The organism is Prevotella sp. khp7 (genome assembly GCF_900109055.1).
Classification (GTDB): domain Bacteria; phylum Bacteroidota; class Bacteroidia; order Bacteroidales; family Bacteroidaceae; genus Prevotella.
Genome location: NZ_FOIV01000001.1, coordinates 282705 through 305590 on the forward strand (window position 1 = coordinate 282705; position 22886 = coordinate 305590).

Consider the following 22886-nt stretch of genomic DNA (forward strand, 5'->3'; position numbering starts at 1 on the left):
TGCTATTTAGACTTTGCAAATTGCAAGAAATGTATTACCTTTGCAGCTGTTTTAAAACAAATCGCTAGGGATGGAAGCATTTTTCAGGACTTACAGATACCTCATAGAGCATACGAATGCACCCGTTCGTCGCACCCTTATGGATGAGATCGACTGGAGTGACCGCATGATTGGTATTAAAGGAACACGTGGTGTTGGAAAGACAACCTTCTTACTGCAATATGCTAAAGAACATTTCGATATAGAAGACAAACAGTGTCTCTATATCAACATGAACAACTTTTATTTTCAAGGACATGGCATTGCTGAGTTTGCAGACAGCTTCTACAAGCGTGGTGGCCGTGTACTACTTATCGACCAGGTATTCAAGCAGCCAAACTGGAGTTCTGAACTCCGCAAATGCTATGACAACTACCCCAACCTGAAGATTGTCTTTACCGGTAGTAGCGTGATGCGTCTGAAGGATGAGAATCCTGAACTTAACGGTATCGTGAAATCATACAACCTGCGTGGTTTCAGTTTCCGCGAGTTCATCAACCTGTTTACTCACAACAATTTCCAGCCCTATACGCTCGACGAGATTATTCACAATCACGAGCAGATTGCACGTCAGATTCTACCCAAAGTTTCCCCCAACCGCTATTTCCAGGATTATATTCATCATGGTTTCTACCCCTTCTTTCAAGAGCATCGCAACTATAGCGAGAATCTTCTGAAGACCATGAACATGATGACCGAGGTAGATATCCTGCTCATTAAACAGATTGAGCTGAAGTATCTGACGAAGATTAAGAAACTATTCTACCAGATTGCTGAAGATGGTGCCAGCAAGGCGCCCAACATCAGCAAGTTGGCTCAGGATGTTGAAACAAGTCGCGCCACGGTGATGAACTATATTAAATATCTTGCCGACGCGCGCTTGCTGAACATCATATACCCCATTGGTCAGGAATTCCCTAAGAAGCCTGCGAAGATTATGCTTCACAACTCCAACCTCATGTATGCCATCTATCCCATACAGGTTGACAAGCAGGAAGCAATGGAGACCTTTTTCGTTAACTCAATGTGGAAAGACCATAAAGTGAACACTGGCGCTCGCGATTGCAGTTTCGTGGTCGACGAGAAGTTGAAGTTCCGCATTCTGGATGCCAAATTCCAAGGAAAGCTGCGCATTTCACCCGACGTCTATTACGTCCGTTACAACTCGGAAATCGGAAAGGGCAAGCAGATACCACTATGGTTGTTAGGCTTCCTATATTAATAATAATGTCTATTAAGTTATAATTAAACAAATAAAAAGTTAGTAATTCATTTTATCTTATCAGTTACAAAATGGCTAAAGAAAAGAAATTTATCACTTGTGATGGTAATGAGGCTGCTGCTCATGTGAGCTACATGTTCTCTGAGGTAGCTGCTATCTACCCCATCACCCCGTCTTCGCCTATGGCGGAGCACGTAGACGAGTGGGCTGCCCGTGGTCGTAAGAACCTCTGGGGCCAGAACGTCTCTGTACAGGAAATGCAGTCTGAGGCTGGTGCTGCCGGTGCCGTTCACGGTTCTCTGCAGGCTGGTGCTCTTACCACCACCTTCACTGCTTCACAGGGTCTTCTCCTGATGATTCCTAACATGTATAAGATTGCCGGTGAGCTGATTCCTTGCGTATTCGACGTATCTGCCCGTACGCTGGCTTCTCACTCACTCTGTATCTTTGGTGACCATCAGGACGTGATGGCATGCCGCCAGACAGGTTTCGCAATGTTCTGCTCTGGTTCTGTACAGGAGGTGATGGACCTTACAGCAGTTCCTCATCTTGCCACTCTCGAGACTATGGTTCCATTCGTTAACTTCTTCGATGGTTTCCGTACCTCTCACGAGTATCACAAGATCGAGCTGATGGATCAGGAGGATATCCGTCCTTTGGTTAAGGAGGAGTTCGTAAAGCGTTTCCGCGATCGTGCTATGAGCCCTGAGCGTCCTATCACTCGTGGTACTGCCGAGAACCCTGAGACATTCTTCACACACCGTGAGGCTTGTAACCCATACTACGATTCAGTACCCGAAGTAGTTGAAAAGTACCTCGGCGAGATCTCTAAGATCACAGGCCGCGAGTATCACCTGTTCTCATACTACGGAGCCGAGGATGCTGACCGCATGATCATCCTCATGGGTTCTGCTACCGACGCAGCTCGCGAGGCTATCGACTACCTGAACGCTAACGGTCAGAAGGTTGGTATGATCTCAGTTCACCTGTATCGTCCATTCTCAGTTAAGCACCTGTTGGCTGCTGTTCCTAAGACTGTTAAGAAGATTGCCGTTCTGGACCGCACTAAGGAGCCAGGCGCTAACGGCGAGCCTCTGTACCTCGACGTTAAGGATGCATTCTTCGATGTAGAGAACCGTCCTGTTATCGTTGGCGGTCGCTACGGTCTTGGTAGCCGCGACACCACACCGGCTCAGATCATCAGCGTATTCAACAACCTCGCTATGCCCGAGCCAAAGAACCACTTCACTGTTGGTATCGTAGACGATGTTACCTTCACCTCTCTGCCTGAGGTTGAGGAGATTGCTCTCGGTGGCGCTGGCATGTTCCAGGCTAAGTTCTACGGTCTGGGTGCTGATGGTACCGTTGGTGCTAACAAGAACTCAGTTAAGATCATTGGTGACAACACCGACAAGTACTGCCAGGCTTACTTCTCTTATGACTCAAAGAAGTCAGGAGGTTTCACCTGCTCTCACCTGCGTTTCGGTGATACGCCTATCCGCTCTACCTACCTGGTAACTACACCTAACTTCGTAGCTTGCCACGTTCAGGCTTACCTGCACATGTACGACGTTACACGTGGTCTGCAGAAGAACGGTCAGTTCCTGCTGAACACTATCTTCGATGCCGACGAGCTCGAGAAGTTCATGCCTAACAAGGTAAAGCGTTTCTTCGCACAGAACAACATTACTGTTTATACTATCAACGCTACTAAGATTGCACAGGAGATTGGTCTGGGTAACCGTACCAACACTATCCTGCAGAGTGCATTCTTCCGTATCACCGGCGTTATCCCCGTTGAGCTCGCTGTTGAGAAGATGAAGGCTGCTGCCCTGAAGTCTTACGGCGCTAAGGGTCAGGACGTTGTTGATAAGAACTATGCCGCTATCGATCGTGGTGGTGAGTACGTTCAGCTGACCGTTAAGCCTGAGTGGGCTAACCTGGCTGACGATGCTGAGAAGGTAGACGATGCACCTGCATTCGTTAAGGAGCTGGTTCGTCCTATCAACGCTCAGGCCGGCGACCTGCTGAAGGTTTCTGACTTCGTTAAGCACAACACCGTTGACGGTTCTTGGGAGGTTGGTACAGCCGCTTACGAGAAGCGCGGTGTAGAGGCTTTCGTTCCTGTATGGAACAAGGATAACTGTATCCAGTGTAACCAGTGTGCTTACATCTGTCCTCACGCTGCTATCCGTCCATTCGTTCTCGACGACGAGGAGATCAAGGGCTTCGCAGCAGCTGCTGACACTCTCGAGATGAAGGCTCCTGCCGCTATGAAGGGCATGCACTTCCGTATCGAGACTTCAGTACTCGACTGTCTGGGTTGCGGTAACTGTGCTGATATCTGCCCAGGCAATCCTAAGACTGGTAAGGCTCTTACCATGGCTCCATTCAATCCTGATGCTGCCGATATGGTTCAGGAGGCTAAGAACTGGGAGTACCTGGTTAAGAACGTTAAGTCTAAGCAGAACCTCGTTGACATCAAGAGCAATGTTAAGAACTCACAGTTCGCTCAGCCTCTGTTCGAGTTCTCAGGCGCTTGCTCTGGTTGCGGTGAGACTCCATACGTTAAGCTGATTTCTCAGCTGTTCGGTGATCGTCAGATGATTGCCAACGCTACTGGTTGTTCTTCAATCTACTCAGCTTCTATTCCTTCTACACCTTATACTAAGAACGAGAAGGGTCAGGGTCCTGTATTCAACAACTCTCTGTTCGAGGACTTCTGCGAGTTCGGTCTGGGTATGGCACTTGGTAACAAGAAGATGAAGGAGCGCGTAGCTAAGTTGCTCGGCGAGATGATCGAGAGCGACAAGACTAGCGCTGAGTATAAGGAACTGGCTCAGGAGTGGATTGCCAACAAGGACGATGCTGAGAAGACTAAGGAGATTGCTCCTAAGCTTCGCGAGCAGATCGCTGCTGGTGCTGCCGCTGGTTGCCCAGTTTGCACTGAGTTGAAGACTTTGGATCACTACCTGGTTAAGCGTTCACAGTGGATCATCGGTGGTGACGGTGCTTCTTACGACATCGGTTACGGCGGTCTCGACCATGTGATTGCTTCTGGTGAGGACGTTAATATCCTCGTGCTCGATACTGAGGTTTACTCTAACACCGGTGGTCAGGCTTCTAAGGCTACTCCTCTTGGTGCTATCGCTCAGTTCGCTGCTCAGGGTAAGCGCATCCGCAAGAAGGATCTGGGTATGATTGCTACCACTTACGGTTATGTATACGTAGCTCAGATTGCTATGGGCGCCGACCACGCACAGACCCTCAAGGCTATCCGCGAGGCTGAGGCTTGGCACGGACCTTCTATCATCATCGCTTACGCTCCATGTATCAACCACGGTCTGAAGGCCAAGGGCGGTATGGGTAAGAGCCAGGCCGAGGAGAAGAAGGCTGTTGAGTGCGGTTACTGGCACCTGTGGCGCTACAACCCTGCTCTGGCTGAGGAAGGCAAGAACCCATTCTCACTCGACTCTAAGGAGCCTAACTGGGAGAACTTCCACGACTTCCTGCTCGGTGAGGTTCGTTACCTGTCAGTTAAGAAGGCATATCCTAACGAGGCCGAGGAGCTGTTCGCTGAAGCACAGAAGATGGCTCAGCTGCGTTACAAAACCTACATTCGTAAGTCAAAAGAGGATTGGGCAGAATAATCTCCTATTCCACTCTATAGTAAAGAGGCGAAACATGATGTTTCGCCTCTTTTTTTCTTTGTTTTGCACATGATATTAAAAAACTTTTAGTAATTTTGCAGCATCGTAAGAAAATAACTAATGAATTAATCAACTTTAAATTACAATGAAGAAACTATTAATGTGTATGCTTGTAGCCAGCCTTTCGGCTTCGACTATGGCACAAGAGAAATTTGAGACAGGAAAACCCGGCGACGACAATTATCGTTACTTGGATCAGTACCAGGCACTTAAAGATTACATCGACTATTCAAAATACCCCAATTTCAAACTCGGAGCAGGCACAACCGTCAACGACTATCTTAACAACTCCACGTTTAAAAACCTAATCAATAAGAACTTCAGCGAGACTGTTGCTGGTAACGCCATGAAAATGGCCAGTTGTGTGGATGGCAATGGCAACATGAATTTCGAAACCGTGAAGAAATATGTCCAGGCTGCCACCGAGGCGGGACTCAGCGTCTATGGTCACACCCTCGCTTGGCATTCACAGCAGCCCAAAGCTTGGTTACTCAAGTTGATTGGCGACAAGCCGGACCCAACATCCGAAGAGACTTATACCGTTGTAGCCAGCAAGGACTTTACTAAAAACCAGAGTGTCGGCTGGACATCGGATAAGACAGATTTTGGTTTCTCTACCAACTTCGACTCCACTAACGGTCTAATCGTGAAGTGCACTAAACAGAACACCAACGCGTGGGATGTTCAGTTCCAAGCTATGACCGATATTCCCCTCACTGCTGGTAAGACCTACAAGATGACCATCACCGTTAAAGGTTCAAAGGCAGGAAAGATGACTGGTCACTTAGGCGACTGGAACACCAACAACGACAGCGATCCCGCCACAGGATTTAATATCAGCTACGATTTCACAACCGATTGGCAGGATATCGCTATTGACGTAAAGCCCACCATCGACGGAAACTTCTTGCTTTTGCAGGTTAACACCGTCGACTTCACCGGTGACGTTTATATCAAGAACATCAAGTTCGAAGGTAATCAGGGTAAGATGATTCCTCAGACCAAGCAAGAGATGTACGATGCACTCGTAGGTGCAATGGATCAATGGATCAAAGGTATGATGGAAGCCTGCAATGGAAAGGTGAAGGCTTGGGATCTCGTCAACGAGGCCGTCTCTGGCGGCGGCGACGATGGCGAAGGTAACTACCTGTTGCAGCACTCTACTGCTTACAGCCCCAATGGTAATCCCGATGCCACATGGGATGTAGGCGGCGACGCTTTCTTCTGGCAAGACTATCTGGGCGACCTCGACTACATTCGTCAGGCTTGCCGACTGGCCCGCAAGTATGGTCCCGAGGACATCAAGCTCTTCATCAACGACTATAACCTCGAGTCAGACTGGGACGACAATAAAAAGTTGAAGTCGCTCATCAACTGGATCAAGAAATGGGAGGCAGATGGTGTGACCAAGATCGACGGTATCGGTACTCAGATGCACATTTCCTACCACGAAGATAGTGGTATACTAAATAGCAGAAAACAGCACATCACCAAGATGTTCGAGCTATTGGCTAATTCGGGCAAGCTGGTCCGCGTCAGCGAGATGGATATGGGCTATGTTATAAGTGGTACTTACCCTAACGAGAATAAAGTCTACACAAATACGATTACCGAGGCACAGCATAAGAAAATGGCTGAGTTCTATGAGTGGATTGTCAAGGAGTATTTCCGTATTATCCCGCCCGCCCAGCAGTGGGGTATCTGTCAGTGGTGTCCTACCGATGCACCCGCCAACAGCGGCTGGCGCGCTAGCGAGCCTGTTGGTATCTGGGATCTCGATTTCTACCGCAAGCATGTCTATGCCGGATTCGTACGCGGACTTGCTGGAGGAGAGCCAACTGCTATCAACGGTATCAATGCCGACAAAACTATCGACACCTCGAAGGGCATCTACAAAATCAATGGTGTACGAATGTCAGAGAAATCACTCAGCGATCTACCTTCCGGTCTCTACATCGTTAACGGGAAAAAGGTAGTTAAATAATATCAAAAGGAGCACCCATTTGGATGCTCCTTTTTTATATATCCGAACAAGGTTTATACCTCTGCTGTCTTCTTTTCTTTCGGAAGCACCAGGTTAAGCACCACAGCCAGCAAGAATACCACGGCCACGCAGTTCTCAGCAAACACTGTCTGAATCATCTGTGGGAAAATTGCAAAGATATCCTTCACCTGTGTAAAGCCTAATCCTACGCTCAGCGACAGAGCAACAATAATCATATTACGATCAGAGAAACCACATTTTGCCATCATACGGATACCGGCAAACATGATCGAGCCAAACATCATGATAGTACAACCACCCAGCACTGCCTGAGGGATAGTAGTTAATATTGTACCCACAGCAGGGAAAATACCACCAAGAATCATAATACACGCACCCATGGCGATGGCGAAACGGTTTACCACACCCGACATTGCGGCCAAACCAACATTCTGACTGAACGATGTAATAGGTGTACAACCAAAACATCCGGCGACACTACTTACAAAGCCATCGCACGAGATACTTGCCCCCAACTCCTTATCCTTTGGTGCACGATGCAGTGCACCTTCGCAGAGCGCACTCGTATCACCAATCGTCTCTGTAGCCGACACAAGAAATATGGCCAACACCGAGAGCACCGCACCCAGATTGAATTCAGGTTTAAACGGCAATATTGCAGGCAATGCGACAACACCAACATCCTGTAAAGCGGCAAAATTCACCATTCCCATGCAAACAGAAAGGATGTAGCCTGCAATCAAACCTATCAGCACTGAAAGTGAGCGCAGGAATCCCTTCGCAAATACTTGAAATGCCAGACATACAAGCAAGGTAAAAGAACCTACAATCCAGTTATGGGTTGCACCGAAGTCAGCAGCCCCCTGGCCTCCTGCAAACGAGTTTGCACCAATAGGCAGTAAAGAAAAACCGATGGCAGTCACCACTGTTGCAGCAACAACAGGCGAGATGATGCCAATCCAATAACGGGCAAAGAGTCCCAACAGTCCTTCGATGATACCACCGATAATCACAGCACCAATCAATGTACCCATGCCAAAGGTAGAACCCACGAAGATGGCTACAGAGAGAAAAGTGAAACTAATACCCATCACGATAGGCAGCCGCGATCCTATACGCCATACGGGATAAAGTTGAATCAAAGTACCGATGCCCGCAATCACCATACAGTTCTGTATCAGCGCCGCACTGATTGTCGAGTCGATGCCAACCACGTTGGCCAGAATAATAATAGGCGTAATGTTACTTACAAACATTGCCAACACATGCTGCAAGCCAAAAGGTATGGCTGTCAGTACGGGCACACGCCCGTCAAGTTGATAAAGATTAGCTTTGTCAGTCATTAGTTTTAATATTATTGTTTAAGTTTCAATTGTGTCTGTTCTATCTCGCGTAAGGGTTGTTCTCTGAAGCGTATGGTCTGCGTCTCCCAGTCCATTTCCTCTATAATAGCTATCGACTCCAGATGATAGCCCTCATCACGCAGGGTGCTACCCCCCATTTGTTGACCTTTCTCCACGGCAATGCCTATACCCATCACCTCACCGCCGGCCTGATGCACTAAATCTATCAACGCGTGCACAGCCTGTCCATCGGCCAGAAAATCATCAACAATCAACACTTTGTCGGTAGCGTGCAGATATGGGCGGGATACAAACACCTGATTCATCTTCTTATGGGTAAACGAATAGGCGTTCGACACATACTTGTCATCGGTACTGTTAGCCGTCTCACTTTTCTTAGCAAACACCACAGGCACATCATACAGATCGCCCAGCATCGTGGCAATGGCTATACCACTGGCCTCTATCGTAAGAACTTTATTGACCTCAACGCCTCTGAACCTGCGCTTCAGTTCGTAGGCCATCTGTCGCATGATGTCAATGTCAATCTGATGGTTTAGGAAGTTATCTATCTTCAGGATATTACCTTGTTTGATAACACCGTCACAAAGTATTTTCTCTTCTAGGAAATTCATTGTTCAAAAGGGGATTTTTAGAAACGAGAGGCGTTCCAGGACGGAGCGCCTCTCTACATGTGTTAACCGAAAACTTACTTTTTATCCTCAGTCTTCTTAGCCGCCTCTGCATTTTTTTGAGCAGGCTTGTATCTCTTGTTCAGTCCGTTGATCACGTCCTGAGTAATATCGAGTCTCTGAGCGCCCAGCAGAATATTGTCGCCAGCTTTCGAGAGAATCAGGTCAAACTTCTTGTCGGCATTATAATCCTTCAGGAAATGCTGAAGTGAGTCGCGCAGGGCCTCGTTAAACTTAGCAGTCTCAGAAGCCAACTCATTCTCCAGTCGTGCCTGCAGCTCCTGCAGGTCATTCTGCTGGCGCTGAATAGCAGCCTGTACACTAGCAGCCTGCTCACGGCTCTGGAAACCATTATTGTTCAATTTCTGCTGGAAGTTGTTCATTGCAGCCTGCAGTGCAGTACCCTTCGAGTTCAGGGTTGTACGGGCGTTGTTCGACTTCTTCTGAAGTGTTACACTGTAGTCCTTGGCAAAATCATACTGAGTCATCAGTGAATCAACCTCTACATAAGCAATCTTCATACCCTCGCCAGAAGCGGCCACGGGCTGTTCGTCCATCTTAGGACTTGCATTGTTACACGAAGCCATCATAGCTGCAATGGCCAGTGCTGAGAAAATGTACTTTTTCATTTCTAATATTTAATGTTTTAACGTTTATTGTCTCAATGTTAATGTTTACTCTTTCACGGCAAACTTGCTTTTGGTTCTAAGTTCGCGGTCTTGGTCCATCACGCAGTGAATACCCCGCTCATTCATCGCTTCAGAGTCGTGAATATGCTGCGACTTAAACTCTCCCTGTTTCACCAACAATACTCTCACGAGGAAAAATACCATCGCGATAGCAATTATTAACGTCGATATGAGCAGAGTCTCAATCATTTTTTATATCTTTGCGGCTGCAAAGTTAATAATAAAATAACGAAACATTACAGATTAAACATTAAAAATGAATAAAAACGAATTAAAACCCGCTATTGTCTTCGAAGAATTTGCGAAGATTAACAAAATTCCCCGCCCTTCAAAGCGCGAGGAGAAGATGATTGACTACCTGAAGAACTGGGGAGAGCGCCATGGTCTCGACACCAAGGTTGACGAAACTGGCAATGTCATTATCCGTAAACCTGCCACTCCCGGTATGGAGAATCGTCAGACCGTCATCCTCCAGAGTCATATGGATATGGTATGCGACAAACTCGTTGACGTAGAGTTTGATTTCGACAACGACCCAATCCGCACTTATGTAGATGGCGAATGGCTCACAGCCGAGGGAACAACCCTTGGAGCTGATGACGGTATCGGATGTGCCATCGAGCTAGCTATCCTTGCCTCAGATAATGTGAAGCATGGTCCGTTGGAGTGTGTCTTCACCCGTGATGAAGAGACCGGTCTTACAGGCGCAGAAGGTATGAAAGCAGGTTTCATGACGGGCGACTATCTCATCAATCTCGACTCAGAGGACGAGGGTGAGATTTTCGTATCATGCGCAGGCGGTCGCAACACTACAGCCAAGTTCACCTTTACACGTCAGGAAGCCCCCACAGGCAGTTTCTTCATCAAAGGCTCACTCAAAGGTCTTGTAGGCGGCCACTCTGGCGACGATATCAACAAGAAGCGTGCCAACGCCATCAAGTTGCTGGCCCGTTTCATCTTCCAGACTATGAATCGCTATGATGGTGTCCTTCTGGCACAGTTCCATTCAGGCAAGCTCCATAACGCCATTCCCCGCGACGGCTACTTCGTGATTGCCGTACCAAACGATATCAAGGAGAATGTACGTGCCGACTGGAATGTCTTTGCTGCTGACGTAGAAGACGAATTCCACGTTACTGATACCACTATGCAATTCTCAATGGAAAGTACTGATGCCGAATCCGTAATAGATTCCGCTGTTGCCAAGAAGTTCGTGTGGGCCGTTCAGGCTGTCGACAACGGAATCTACGCCATCTGTCAGGACGAAGCTCTAGGCGGCATGGTCGAGACTTCAAGCAACATCGCCAGCGTTCACAGCTCTGACACCACTATCGACATACTGTCGTCACAACGCTCTAACGTTATGTCAAACCTCGACAATATGTGTGCCACCATTCAGGCAGCCTTCGAACTTGCTGGCGCCGAAGTATTATCAAGCGATGGTTATCCAGCTTGGAAGATGAAGGCCGACTCAAAACTTCAGGAGATTGTTGTCAACTCCTACGTCAAGCTCTTTGGCCACAAGCCCGTAGTCCGTGGCATCCATGCCGGTCTTGAGTGCGGTCTGTTCTCCGAGCGCTATCCCAATCTCGACATGGTCAGCTTCGGTCCCACCCTCCGTTTTGTCCACACGCCCGATGAACGTCTTCACATTCCAACCGTCCAGATGGTATGGGATCACCTGCTCGATGTACTTCAAAACATTCCTCAGAAATGAAAATCTCGCGCGTACCTATTATAATTAGTATATCTGCATGCCTGCTGCTGTTCGCCTCGTGCGGACAGCAGTACAAGGCAGAGCAACGTGTGAAAGCTTTTATCGAAGAAAACATGGAGAATTCTGCCGAAATCAGCAGCCGCGACTTTGCTGATATTGGCACCACACGCCACATAAACGACTCTTTAATTCAATTAATGCGTCATCGCGGTGCTCCAGGCTTCAAAAAAGAGATTTCCTATGCACAGGTTCCCTCTGGAGACCTTTATTACCTGAGGATGAAGTACATACATCAAGGAGACACCCTTCAGAACACCTTCTACCTCGATAGTGAGCTGAATCAAGTTGTAGCGTTTAAATAACTTTTTTCGAAAAAAGTTGGCTAAATATTTGGTGGGTTCAAAAAATAGTCGTACCTTTGCACCCGCAATCAAGGAGATAACCCCACGGTTTCTGACTCCGAGGTCCTTTGGAAGGATGGGTGAGTGGCTGAAACCAGCAGTTTGCTAAACTGCCGTACGGGTTCCCGTACCGGGGGTTCGAATCCCCCTCCTTCCGCAACCGAGGGGATTTCTCTGCGAGCGCATCTTTGAAATGTTGGTCGATTCATCTAATGGTTAGGATACAAGATTCTCAATCTTGGCATAGGGGTTCGATTCCCCTATCGACTACAAAAATTAAAGCGCTGAATGATCAGCGCTTTTTCGTTTTATAGAGCTTAGTCGTATTAGACCCACATTACAAGTCTTGTAACAGGAGCTACAACATAACGCCCTGTTATTGTTATCACTCTATTATATTAGAACTTTACCCGAAGTAAACTCCGACTCTACCCGAAGCAAGCTCCGACTTTCCGCCATGTAAACGTCACCTATATCTCGTATGCTATCTGAAAGAACCATTAATAACGTCGTAACTATCAGTCAATCAGTTAAATATACTTAATTATCACACAGATAAAGCCCAAAATATTAAAAATAATAGTATATTTGCAAAATAAAATTATAAAACAATTAAAAACTAACCCAACGCAATAATGAAAAAGTTGTTCCCTATCGCGATTTGCGGCTTGTTATTATTTATGGGCTGCTCTAAAAGTAAAGATTTGTTTGACACCCCTGTGGATCCACCCTCACCTCCTGGGCCAGTAACGCCAGATTCCAATGATGAGATTAGCGCCAATGTACAGAAAGTGTTTGGCACAACGTTTGACCCAAACCAAGATTGGTGTACAACAACTTCTGGTGAAGTTAAAATCACAGCTAACGCATCCATCCAAACAGTACAGTTGCTGGTTTATGTCAGCGAACCAGGTCTTCAAGACGAACCCGTCACATCAATGAGAGTACTTAACGAGGCAACCCTCAATGGACAAACCACAGTAACACTCTATTATGATGCGCCCATTGACAATCAAGGTCTCTTCGTGGCCTTCATCTCCGACAGCCAATACGTGTTGAAGAAAGTGGTGAATGGCGAAGCAAATATCAATGATGCAGCCAAAACCCGCGCCCTGCCAGCAGGACTTACCTTGCCTACGGGCGAATACAGTATCGGAGTGATAGAAGACTCGTATGCCAAACAGCGCGGATGGACCAATGAGTTGCTATATGAACTGAGCGACTATAGCGCACAGCGAATGAACGCCACACCTTATTCTGACGAACTCACTGCCGCATTCAGAGCAATGGTATTCTCATATTTCAAAAACGGCCGTTCATATAACAACCTGCCATTGGTGAAAAGTAGCGGCTTCTACAACGAGAACGCCTATCCGATAACCACAGGCGAGGACCCAATCATTGTATCGCCCGTATACAAGTGCGACCGAGGCGAAGAATATGGCAATGAGGTATGGAATTCTGACCTCTACTATTATTACTTTAAGGAGGACGACATGAATAGTGCCTCCGACCCTGTTGCATATCTGCAGAGTCTGCCAAAATACAAAGCCATCCCCTTCAAAGATTGTTTCGGAGAGCATGAAGATGATGTGATTAATCGCCGCTATTCATACGCTCTGATGTACTTCGGCGACGGAACACCTTCGCTGGGCACAAAAGGTTCATACTATTTCCCTGTTGGCTATAAGATTGGTTTCATGGTAAGGGCTAAGACATCATCGGAGGCTCCCAAGAAACAAGGAGAACTATATGGCGACGGACGTCTTAATAATAAGATTAACAGTTGGCCAAACTTCAGTAGTTCTCACCTCGGCACTGACGGTCCACGTCTGGCTTGGCTTACTTTTAACGGCAAGAAGATCATGTGCTTCGAATCGGGTACCGATGCAGACTTTAACGATGTGATACTTGAAGTAGAAGGTGGTATTGAGATACCTTTCATCCCCATAGAGCCTGAATACAACAAATACACATTCTGTTTCGAGGATACACCTCTTGGCGACTATGACATGAACGATATCGTGATAAAAGCCGTAAGAAAGAACGAGACAACCGTGGAATATTCCATCATAGCCTGTGGCGCTTATGACGAGATTTGCATCAAGAACATAAATTGTGGAGTGATTACCAACGATGCCGAAGTTCACGCTCTGTTTGGAAAGACCGCCAATACATTCATTAACACACAAGGTGGCAGTGAGGTATGTCCACCTGTTACCGCGACAAAGACCGTGCCCAAAACATTCAGCTTCCTCGTGGCCGACAATTGTCCGTATATCTACGACATGACCACAAATATAGAAGTAAGATTGTCGAAAAAAGGTGAGGATCCGCATGGTATTATGATACCAAACGATTTCAAATATCCATTGGAGCGTGTGTGCATCAAGGATGCCTACTTGGAATTCAACAACTGGGGCGAGAAGACCATTACTTTTACCGACTGGTATACCAAGCCCGTAGCAGGAAAAGTATATTAGTTGCTAAGAGTAGATGCAATCTTGTCGACATTTAATGAGCGAGCTGAAGCATCGAAAATATCTTTATAGGTACCCCCTTGACGATACACCTCGTCGGGGGTACCATTTTGTACTACCCTGCCCTGCTGAAGCACATATATCTGGTCGGCATCGATTATCTGACCAATATTGTGTGAGATAATAATAACCGTGCGTCCCTGTTTGATGGCATCGATACTGGCTTTTATCTGCTCAGTAGCGATAGCATCAAGGCTGGCGGTGGGCTCGTCTAAGAAGATGATGGGCGGGTTCTTGATAAACATGCGGGCGATGGCCACACGCTGCTGCTGACCACCACTAAGTTGGAGCGCAGACGTTTCGAAACCCTGCGGCAGAGCTGCCACCTGGTCGTAGAGGTAAGCTTGCTTTGCGGCACGGATAACATCATCGTGCGTGGCTGAAGGACAGCCGTAACGGATATTCTCCTCGATGGAGCCATCGAAGATGTGATTCTTCTGGAGCACAAGTCCTACGTTCTCGCGCAGCCACTCGGTATCCCACTCGCCCAGACTCACGCCATCGAGAGTGATGGAGCCCTGCTGCGGCTCATAGAATTTGTCGAGCAGATTCACGATGGTGCTCTTGCCAGCCCCACTCAATCCCACAAGGGCTGTAATCTTACCGCTGGGGATGCGCATGGACACATCGAAGAGCGCCTGTGTGCCGTTGCTGTAGGTAAAGTCCACGTGGCTGAGTTCAAAGTCACCATGCACCTCTTGCGGATGATGAGTACCTGTAGCCTCAATCTCATGGTCAGCTTGAAGGATACCAAAGAAGCCCTCAGCATAGATCAAGGCATCATTCATATCGTCGTAGATACGATGAAGCTGGCGGATGGGCGCACTGACATTGGCGAAAAGCATGACATGATACATAATCTTACCTATCGACATACCAGGATAGTCGATAAGCACGAGGTAGGCCGTAAGTATAATGATTAGCACGGTGCCTATCTGCTCAAGAAAACTCTTCAGACCATTGAAAATATAAGCCTTCTTACGGGTAGAGAGCTGCAAGTCGGTCATTGCACGCTGAATGGCGGCCTGGCGGTCGGCCTCTATCTGTTCACGATTAAACGACTTGATGACGGTGATACTTTCGAGGATGTTCAGGATGCCCTGCGACACAGCCTGAAAGCCGCCAAAGATGCCACGACGACCACCCTTCATTTTAGCCGCCTGGATATAGGTGACCCAGAAATAGAGGGGCACGATACAGAGGGCGACAAGACCCACGTAAAAATTTGCTGCAAACATAAGGCCCAAAGCCAGTACTGCGCTGGTAAAAAGAGGAAGAATCTCAATGAAGAAATTATTTACCGTATTAGAGAGGCTCATAATACCCCTATCGATACGCGACTGAAGTTTTCCTGTTTCATTGCCTTCACTGGTAAAAAAAGCCATACGGAAAGAAAGCATACGTTCCACGACCCGTAAAGAGAGGTCACGACTCACAAGAATACGCATGCGTTCGCCATAATATCGTTGGAAGAAAGTGACTAAAGCACCTAAAACCTCCTTACCCAATAATATAATGGTTATGACTGTGAGTATACGCACAGCTGCACTCCACTGGAAGCCCTCCGGTTGCTGTATCAAAGCATTGATGGCGTCGACAGCACGATCAAGCACTACGGCATTGACTTGAGCCATGAACGACCCTACAAGGGTTAGCACCAGCGTGATGGCAATAAGCCATTTATAAGGCAGGACAAAGGGCAAGAGATTACCCAACAGGCGTTTGATTGACATAGGAGCAAAATGTGATAAAATATACAAAAACTATGTGCAAAGTTAGGAAAAAGAATCGGAAAGGCAAAGATTTTACACTTTTTTTATGGCATTTCGGGAAAAAGTAGTATTTTTGCAGCGCCGTTGGAGAAGTCCCCCATTGTGAAGGGGTACCGGCGGTAAGATAAATTGCATAGAAATATGAAAGTAATGAAATTCGGCGGAACGTCCGTAGGTTCCGTAAAAAGCATTCTTAGCTTGAAGAAAATTGTGGAGACAGAGGCTCGGACGCAACCTGTCATTGTAGTAGTTAGTGCACTTGACGGCATTACAGACAAACTGATTGCAACGTCAAAGATGGCAAAACAAGGCGACGAGCACTATCGCGAGGAATTCGACGCGATGGTAAAGCGTCATCACCAGATGATAGACACCATCATCACAGATGACAAAAAGCGCGTAGACTTATTCAATAACGTTGATCAGCTCTTCGACCAGTTGAAGAGTATCTTCTATGGTGTATACCTGATTCACGACCTATCGAAGAAGACGGAAGACACCATCGTTTCATATGGTGAGCGACTGAGTTCACACATCGTTGCCGCCATGGTGAAGAACGGTGTACGCATGAACTCACGCGACTTTATCCGCACAGAGAAAAAACAGGGTAAACACGTGATAGACGCCGACCTCACAACTCAGCTGGTGAAGGAGGCTTTCAAGGATATGAACGACAAAGCCATCTACGTAGTACCTGGCTTTATCGCTCGCGATCGTGACACTCATGAGACCACCAATCTGGGTCGTGGCGGATCTGACTATACAGCTTCGATTCTGGCTGCAGTGCTCAATGCAGAGGTGTTGGAGATCTGGACCGATGTAGATGGATTCATGACAGCCGACCCCAAGGTGATTAAGAGTGCCTATACCATCAATGAACTTTCATACGTAGAAGCGATGGAGCTTTGTAACTTTGGCGCGAAGGTAATCTATCCGCCAACCATCTATCCTGTCTGCGTAAAGAATATACCTATCAAGGTAAAGAATACCTTCAACCCGGAGCACCCGGGAACCCTGATCAAAGCAAAGATTGAGGACGACAACAAGCCCATTAAGGGTATCTCTAGCATTAAAGGAACCTCACTCATCACGGTGACAGGCCTGTCGATGGTGGGTGTGATTGGTGTAAATCGTCGTATCTTTACCACGCTCGCCAATAAGGGTATCTCAGTATTCATGGTATCTCAGGCATCATCAGAGAACTCAACCTCTATCGGTGTGCGCGATGAGGATGCAGAGGCTGCAGCAGAGGTATTGAACGCTGAGTTTGCCAAGGAGATTGAGACGGGCGCCATGTTCCCCATGCAGGTAGAGAGTGGCTTAGCAACTATCGCCATCGTGGGCGAGAACATGAAGCAGACTCCAGGTATCGCAGGTAAGCTGTTTGGTACACTAGGCCGCTCTGGTATCTCAGTCATCGCCTGTGCTCAAGGTGCATCCGAGACAAACATATCGTTTGTAGTTGACGGAAAATTCTTGCGAAAGTCACTCAACGTGCTGCACGACTCATTCTTCTTGTCGGAATACAAGGTACTCAACATCTTTATCTGTGGTATCGGAACCGTAGGCGGCATGCTTCTCGAACAGATTCGCACCCAACAGCAGTTCCTGATGCAGTCGAGACGCCTTAAGTTGAACGTGGTTGGAATTAGCGATGTTGATAACTTTGTACTTGATCGTGACGGTATCGACCTCGACAACTACGAGAAAATTCTGCGTGCAGGATTCCCTGCCAACACTGAGCACATGAAGGAGGAGATTGTCAAGATGAACATCTTCAACTCTGTGTTTGTAGACTGTACAGCCAGTCGACAGATTGCTCAACTTTATCAGACATTCTTAGAACATAATATCTCAGTAGTAGCTGCTAACAAGATTGCTGCTTCAAGCGATTATGACAGTTACATGAAACTGAAACAAACGGCTCGTGACCGCGGCGTATGGTTCCGCTATGAGACCAACGTAGGTGCTGGTCTGCCTATCATCGGCACCATCAACGACCTGTGCAACTCAGGCGATAAGATTCTGAAGATTGAGGCTATCCTGAGTGGTACGCTGAACTTCATCTTCAACGAGATCGCTGCCGACGTGCCCTTCTCAGAGACCGTTCGCCGTGCCAAGGAGCAGCGCTACTCAGAACCCGACCCACGTATCGACCTGAGCGGTACCGACGTAATCCGTAAGCTGGTGATCCTGACCCGTGAGGCTGGTTACAAGGTAGAGCAGGACGATGTAGAGAAGCATCTCTTCGTGCCCGATAGCTACTTCGAGGGCTCGATCGATGACTTCTGGAAGCGTCTGCCTGAACTAGATGCCGACTTCGAGGCACGTCGTAAGGTGCTCGAGGCAGAGAACAAGCGCTGGCGCTTTGTGGCTACGATGGAGGCCGATGAGGAGAACCCATCGTCGTTCAAGACCAGCGTGGCACTGAAGGAGGTTCCCTATGGACATCCGTTCTATGGACTGGAGGGCTCGAACAATATCGTGCTGCTCACCACGGAGCGCTATAAGGAGTACCCGATGCTTATTCAGGGCTACGGCGCCGGTGCCGCAGTAACTGCAGCAGGTGTCTTCGCAAACATCATGAGTATTGCGAATATTTAAGGCACGGATTACACGGATTAACACTGATTTTATGAAGCACATCATAATATTAGGTGATGGCATGGCAGATCTTCCTGTTGAACGACTCAACGGGAAGACCTTGCTGCAATATGCCCATAAACCCATGATGGACCAGCTAGCCAAGGAAGGCCGCTGCGGACGACTGGTGACTGTGCCTGAGGGATTTCCTCCAGGCTCTGAGGTGGCTAACACAGCTATTCTGGGTTATGATCTGAATAAGGTCTATGAAGGTCGCGGCCCCTTGGAGGCTGCTTCTATCGGCTATGAGATGGCTGACAACGACTTCGCCATCCGTTGCAATATCATCACGCTCAAAGATGGTAAGATTATCACCCACAATGGTGGCAACCTTGAGACAGAGGACGCTCGCGTGCTGATTGACTATCTGAACGAGACGCTGGCCAAACCTATCAACGAACGTGAGGGTTGCGAGCGTGTGAAGTTCATTACTGGTATTCAGTATCGTCATCTCTTAGTTATTAAAGGTGGTTCAAAACACATCGTGTGCGCCCCACCCCACGATCATCCCAATGAAGAATGGCGAGGATTGTTGGTGAAGCCTGAGGAGAATGCGCCTGTTGAAGCAGGACGACTCTCAGCACAGCAAACGGCTGACCTCATCAACGAGATGATTCTGAAATCTCAGGACCTTCTAACTCAGCACCCTTTCAACCAAGAGCGTGCTAAGCGTGGTGAGCGCCAGGCTAACAGCATCTGGCCTTGGAGTGGCGGCTATCGTCCGTCGATGGAGACACTGATGCAGCAATATCCTCAGGTAAAGAGTGGTACTGTGATTTCTGCTGTTGACCTGATTCGTGGCATAGGCCACTATGCTGGATTGAAGATTGTAGAGGTGGAAGGTGCCACAGGATTGGCCAATACCAACTACGAAGGCAAGGCTCAGGCTGCCATCAAGGCGCTGGAGAAGGATGACTTCGTGTTTGTGCATGTGGAGGCCAGCGACGAGGCTGGACATGATGGTGACTTGGAGCTGAAGCTGAAGACTATCGAGTATCTGGACCAGCGACTTATCGCCCCTATTTATAAAGAGCTAGAGAAATGGCAGGAGCCCGTATGCATCGCCGTATTGCCCGACCACCTGACGCCAGTAGAGATGCGCATCCATGTAGGTCAGCCAGTTCCGTTCCTGATTTGGCATCGTGGCATTGAGCCCGACGAGGTGCAGCAGTACGATGAAGTCAGCTGCGTATCAGGCGTCTATGGCCTTCTCAAACTCGATGAGTTTATGAAGGCTCTGATGGCCATCTCTTAATTCAAAATTCTAAAATCCAAATTAATATGAAATATTATAGTACCAACGGGAATGCTCCCATAGCCGATCTTCACAAGGCCGTTGTAAAAGGACTGGCAGAAGACAGAGGCCTATATATGCCTGAGAGAATCCAGAAGTTGCCAAAGGAATTCTTCGATAATATTCAGGACATGACGTTTCAGGAGATAGCCTACAACGTGGCAAGTGCCTTCTTTGGCGAGGATGTAGATCTCGACGCTCTGAAGGACATCGTCTACGACACGCTGTCGTTCGATTGTCCTGTAGAGAAAGTGAAGGAAAACATATACACGTTGGAACTCTTTCATGGTCCTACCCTCGCCTTCAAGGATGTGGGCGCAAGGTTTATGGCACGACTGCTCCAATACTTCATCAAACAGGAGGGCAAGGGCGAACAGGTAAACGTGCTGGTGGCAACCTCTGGCGATACAGGGTCAGCAGTAGCCAACGGTTTCTTGGGCGTTGACGGCATCCATGTATATGTACTCTATCCCAAGGGTAAGGTGAGTCCTATTCAAGAGTGCCAGTTTACCACATTGGGCAAGAACATCACAGCCATCGAAGTAGATGGTGTGTTCGACGATTGTCAGGCGCTGGTGAAGAACGCCTTCATGGACGCAGAACTGAACCAGCACATGAAACTGACATCGGCCAATAGCATCAACGTGGCCCGCTTCCTGCCCCAGGCATTCTACTATTTCAATGCGTATGCGAGAATGAAGGCTCAGGGCAAGGCCGACAATCTGGTTATGTGCGTTCCAAGCGGAAACTTTGGTAATATCTGCGCTGCCCTCTTTGGCCATGAGATGGGGCTGCCCATCAAGCGCTTCATCGCTGCCAACAATGCCAACGATATTTTCTATAAGTATCTGCAGACTGGCAAATATGAGCCCAAGCCCTCGAAGCAGACACTGGCCAACGCAATGGACGTGGGCGATCCCTCGAACTTCGCACGTATCTACGATCTCTACGGCAAGAGTCACGAAAAAATAACATCGCTCATTAGCGGTGCCACATATAGCGATGAAGACATCTGTGAAACGATGAAGCAATGCTACGAAGAAACAAAGTATGTGCTTGATCCTCACGGTGCTTGTGGCTATCAGGCGCTCGTAGATGGACTGAAGGATGGCGAGGTTGGTGTGTTCTGCGAGACAGCTCACCCTGCTAAGTTCAAGGAGAAGGTGGACGACATCTTAGGTATCGACGTTGAGATACCTGACCGCTTGGCAGCCTTCATGAAGGGCGAGAAACAAAGCGTTCCCATGACGAAGGATTTCGCCGACTTCAAGAAATACTTAATGAAACAATAACAAAAAGAAGAATCCCTGCTACTGCGGCAGGGATTCTTTATTTAGAGATTGTCAATGTTGCCAGCATAGAACTCGGCATCGTTCCGCTCTTCATCCGTCATCTCAACATGAGGATGGATATCAATAGGTTCCAGATTAATACCAAAGGTCTTGAGGTTCTGATTGGTATAGGTAAGCTGCGCACCAAAAAGACAGATAGTCCACGAGATCTGTACCCAAAGCATGAACAGAGGCAGAGCGGCAAAAGAGCCATAGATCGCATTATAGCCTGTCACCCATATCTGAGAGTGGATATATACAATCTGAAGTACTTGCATTGCAATACCTGCCAGGATACCAGGAACGATAGCACTTGAGAAACTCACCTCGGTATTGGGCATATAGACGTAAAGTACGATGAAAAGCAGGGATAGTAAAATATAGGGCGAAAGGTCGAGCAAATGATGAATGGCTGGTCCCAAAAGTACAAAACCATCCATTGTACTTGCCATTGTCTCCATAAAAATAGACAGACCCATCGAAACCACAATAATGATAGGAAAGAGGAAGAACATGGCAAGATAGTTTGTAAACGAACGAATAATGGGGCGCGAATTACTCACTTGCCATATCTGATTGAAAGTCTCTTCAATATTATTAACCAGCATCAGTACCGTATAGAGCATGAATATCAAGCCTACCCCCAAAAAGATACCACTCTTTGTATGAATAAGATAGCTGTTGACAAACCCTACAATGGCATCAGCAGCCTGAGGCTGGGTTGACAGGGCTTGGCGAAACCATATCTCAATATACTTATTGTAACCAAAGCCACGAGCAATGGCAAACACAACAGCAAGAATGGGGACAATTGCTAATAAAGTGGAGTAAGTCAAGGCTGCAGCTTGTGTCATTACCCGCTTAGTTGTAAAGAAGCGGACGGTAAGATATAGTTTACGGTAAATCTGTCCCAAAAATCCTTTCATTATAATGACATTTGAAATTTCATTTTTAAAAAAAGCACTGTCGCTATAAGCCGGGTTCTGTATCCACAACAAGTGTGGCTGTCTGTCATTTATCTAGTCCACAAGTCACCCCATGGCTCAAGCGTTCTACCCTCCGTCGTATAACTCGAGCGGGCTACCCTCAGACGACGGTATACATGAACTTGCAGCCTCCAGTCGACACAGCCCGATGATCACCCATCGGCTGGTGGTCTCTTACACCACCTTCTCACCCTTACCCTCACCGAAGCGAAGGCGGTCATTCTCTTCTGCCGTCACCTACTGTCACCAATAGCTTCTACTTTCGGAAGTGGAGCGCCCTATGCTGCCCGGACTTTCCTCTCGTGCCAAAATGACACCAGCGACAAACCGCGACAGTGCTTTCTGACTGCAAAGGTACAGAGAAAAATCTAAATAGAGGAATAAATTAAAGAAAAATAATCACCAAGTTAAATATATGAAACTAAAAAAGCAGAGATTTCTTAATTTTGTCAGTTATTTAAGATTTAAAGTATTAATCGCAAATGCTCGTTAAGGGCTTTAT

15 protein-coding genes, 2 tRNA genes and 1 other RNA gene are annotated in these 22886 nt (G+C 47.5%); 11 read left to right on the top strand and 7 right to left on the bottom strand.

All coding sequences use genetic code 11. The annotated features are described in order from the left end of the window. Nucleotides 1–70 precede the first annotated feature (70 nt). From BMX82_RS01180 to BMX82_RS01190, 3 genes are all read left to right on the top strand, one after another. Entirely contained in the window at nt 71–1261 is a 1191-nt protein-coding gene (locus tag BMX82_RS01180; RefSeq protein ID WP_036912330.1) for an ATP-binding protein, read from the top strand. A 71-nt stretch (nt 1262–1332) separates the two neighbouring features. Next, entirely contained in the window at nt 1333–4911 is a 3579-nt protein-coding gene (gene nifJ / locus BMX82_RS01185; RefSeq protein ID WP_036912332.1) for a pyruvate:ferredoxin (flavodoxin) oxidoreductase, read from the top strand. A gap of 145 nt (nt 4912–5056) precedes the next feature. Beyond that, the gene (locus BMX82_RS01190) at nt 5057–6955 is read left to right on the top strand and encodes an endo-1,4-beta-xylanase (protein WP_091765352.1); all 1899 of its coding nucleotides are present in this window, start codon (nt 5057–5059) and stop codon (nt 6953–6955) included. A gap of 53 nt (nt 6956–7008) precedes the next feature. Here the strand turns inward: BMX82_RS01190 and BMX82_RS01195 are convergent, their stop codons facing one another. The 4 genes from BMX82_RS01195 to BMX82_RS01210 all read right to left on the bottom strand — a co-directional run bounded on the left by BMX82_RS01195 (nt 7009) and on the right by BMX82_RS01210 (nt 9889). Continuing rightward, nucleotides 7009–8319 carry a nucleobase:cation symporter-2 family protein gene (locus BMX82_RS01195; RefSeq protein ID WP_091765355.1) on the bottom strand — a complete coding sequence of 437 codons (1311 nt, stop codon included), beginning with the start codon at nt 8317–8319 and terminating at the stop codon, nt 7009–7011. Nucleotides 8320–8330: 11 nt separating this feature from the next. After that, nucleotides 8331–8954, bottom strand: a complete 624-nt coding sequence (locus tag BMX82_RS01200) for a xanthine phosphoribosyltransferase (protein WP_091765358.1) — start codon at nt 8952–8954, stop codon at nt 8331–8333. Nucleotides 8955–9028: 74 nt separating this feature from the next. Beyond that, nucleotides 9029–9640, bottom strand: a complete 612-nt coding sequence (locus BMX82_RS01205) for an OmpH/Skp family outer membrane protein (RefSeq protein WP_091765361.1) — start codon at nt 9638–9640, stop codon at nt 9029–9031. Nucleotides 9641–9685: 45 nt separating this feature from the next. Continuing rightward, complete coding sequence (locus BMX82_RS01210) at nt 9686–9889, bottom strand: hypothetical protein (RefSeq protein ID WP_036912342.1); 204 nt, start codon at nt 9887–9889, stop codon at nt 9686–9688. A 67-nt stretch (nt 9890–9956) separates the two neighbouring features. Between BMX82_RS01210 and BMX82_RS01215 the strand changes: the two genes are divergently transcribed. The 5 genes from BMX82_RS01215 (at nt 9957) to BMX82_RS01235 (ending at nt 14301) form a co-directional block, all read left to right on the top strand. Beyond that, nucleotides 9957–11417 (top strand): aminoacyl-histidine dipeptidase, encoded by a 1461-nt coding sequence (locus tag BMX82_RS01215; RefSeq protein WP_036912346.1) that lies wholly within the window; start codon nt 9957–9959, stop codon nt 11415–11417. Further along, complete coding sequence (locus BMX82_RS01220; protein WP_091765364.1) at nt 11414–11779, top strand: hypothetical protein; 366 nt, start codon at nt 11414–11416, stop codon at nt 11777–11779. The genes BMX82_RS01215 and BMX82_RS01220 overlap by 4 nt, the downstream gene beginning before the upstream one ends. Before the next feature lie 109 nt (nt 11780–11888). Continuing rightward, a tRNA-Ser gene (locus BMX82_RS01225) sits at nt 11889–11975 on the top strand. A 41-nt stretch (nt 11976–12016) separates the two neighbouring features. Continuing rightward, nucleotides 12017–12088, top strand: a tRNA-Glu gene (locus tag BMX82_RS01230). Between the two features lie 365 nt (nt 12089–12453). Then, complete coding sequence (locus BMX82_RS01235; protein WP_081911117.1) at nt 12454–14301, top strand: DUF4842 domain-containing protein; 1848 nt, start codon at nt 12454–12456, stop codon at nt 14299–14301. On the opposite strand, the gene BMX82_RS01240 is transcribed toward BMX82_RS01235, so the two are convergent. Beyond that, nucleotides 14298–16091, bottom strand: a complete 1794-nt coding sequence (locus BMX82_RS01240; RefSeq protein WP_091765367.1) for an ABC transporter ATP-binding protein — start codon at nt 16089–16091, stop codon at nt 14298–14300. The genes BMX82_RS01235 and BMX82_RS01240 overlap by 4 nt on opposite strands. Nucleotides 16092–16271: 180 nt before the next feature. Between BMX82_RS01240 and thrA the strand changes: the two genes are divergently transcribed. From thrA to thrC, 3 genes are read left to right on the top strand one after another with little or no spacing between them, the layout of a single operon-like run. Beyond that, the gene (gene thrA / locus BMX82_RS01245; protein WP_091765370.1) at nt 16272–18734 is read left to right on the top strand and encodes a bifunctional aspartate kinase/homoserine dehydrogenase I; all 2463 of its coding nucleotides are present in this window, start codon (nt 16272–16274) and stop codon (nt 18732–18734) included. A 31-nt stretch (nt 18735–18765) separates the two neighbouring features. Then, nucleotides 18766–20028, top strand: coding sequence for a cofactor-independent phosphoglycerate mutase (locus tag BMX82_RS01250; RefSeq protein ID WP_036912360.1), 1263 nt, complete (start codon nt 18766–18768; stop codon nt 20026–20028). Nucleotides 20029–20054: 26 nt separating this feature from the next. After that, a complete protein-coding gene (thrC, locus tag BMX82_RS01255; protein ID WP_091765373.1) occupies nt 20055–21359 on the top strand; it encodes a threonine synthase in 1305 nt (434 codons plus the stop codon). Between the two features lie 41 nt (nt 21360–21400). Here the strand turns inward: thrC and BMX82_RS01260 are convergent, their stop codons facing one another. Together BMX82_RS01260 and rnpB are read right to left on the bottom strand one after the other, a co-directional pair. After that, nucleotides 21401–22324: a YihY/virulence factor BrkB family protein gene (locus tag BMX82_RS01260; protein WP_081911119.1), complete on the bottom strand. Its 924-nt coding sequence runs from the start codon at nt 22322–22324 to the stop codon at nt 21401–21403. Between the two features lie 30 nt (nt 22325–22354). Beyond that, nucleotides 22355–22723: RNase P RNA component class A (gene rnpB / locus BMX82_RS01265), an RNA gene on the bottom strand. Between the last annotated feature and the right edge of the window lie 163 nt (nt 22724–22886).

What these genes read in the sequence shown, in the direction of transcription:
- BMX82_RS01180 (WP_036912330.1), top strand. Translation starts at nt 71, where the DNA reads ATGGAAGCATTTTTCAGGACTTACAGATACCTCATAGAGCATACGAAT.
- nifJ (WP_036912332.1), top strand. Translation starts at nt 1,333, where the DNA reads ATGGCTAAAGAAAAGAAATTTATCACTTGTGATGGTAATGAGGCTGCT.
- BMX82_RS01190 (WP_091765352.1), top strand. Translation starts at nt 5,057, where the DNA reads ATGAAGAAACTATTAATGTGTATGCTTGTAGCCAGCCTTTCGGCTTCG.
- BMX82_RS01195 (WP_091765355.1), bottom strand. Translation starts at nt 8,319, where the DNA reads ATGACTGACAAAGCTAATCTTTATCAACTTGACGGGCGTGTGCCCGTA.
- BMX82_RS01200 (WP_091765358.1), bottom strand. Translation starts at nt 8,954, where the DNA reads ATGAATTTCCTAGAAGAGAAAATACTTTGTGACGGTGTTATCAAACAA.
- BMX82_RS01205 (WP_091765361.1), bottom strand. Translation starts at nt 9,640, where the DNA reads ATGAAAAAGTACATTTTCTCAGCACTGGCCATTGCAGCTATGATGGCT.
- BMX82_RS01210 (WP_036912342.1), bottom strand. Translation starts at nt 9,889, where the DNA reads ATGATTGAGACTCTGCTCATATCGACGTTAATAATTGCTATCGCGATG.
- BMX82_RS01215 (WP_036912346.1), top strand. Translation starts at nt 9,957, where the DNA reads ATGAATAAAAACGAATTAAAACCCGCTATTGTCTTCGAAGAATTTGCG.
- BMX82_RS01220 (WP_091765364.1), top strand. Translation starts at nt 11,414, where the DNA reads ATGAAAATCTCGCGCGTACCTATTATAATTAGTATATCTGCATGCCTG.
- BMX82_RS01235 (WP_081911117.1), top strand. Translation starts at nt 12,454, where the DNA reads ATGAAAAAGTTGTTCCCTATCGCGATTTGCGGCTTGTTATTATTTATG.
- BMX82_RS01240 (WP_091765367.1), bottom strand. Translation starts at nt 16,091, where the DNA reads ATGTCAATCAAACGCCTGTTGGGTAATCTCTTGCCCTTTGTCCTGCCT.
- thrA (WP_091765370.1), top strand. Translation starts at nt 16,272, where the DNA reads ATGAAAGTAATGAAATTCGGCGGAACGTCCGTAGGTTCCGTAAAAAGC.
- BMX82_RS01250 (WP_036912360.1), top strand. Translation starts at nt 18,766, where the DNA reads ATGAAGCACATCATAATATTAGGTGATGGCATGGCAGATCTTCCTGTT.
- thrC (WP_091765373.1), top strand. Translation starts at nt 20,055, where the DNA reads ATGAAATATTATAGTACCAACGGGAATGCTCCCATAGCCGATCTTCAC.
- BMX82_RS01260 (WP_081911119.1), bottom strand. Translation starts at nt 22,324, where the DNA reads ATGAAAGGATTTTTGGGACAGATTTACCGTAAACTATATCTTACCGTC.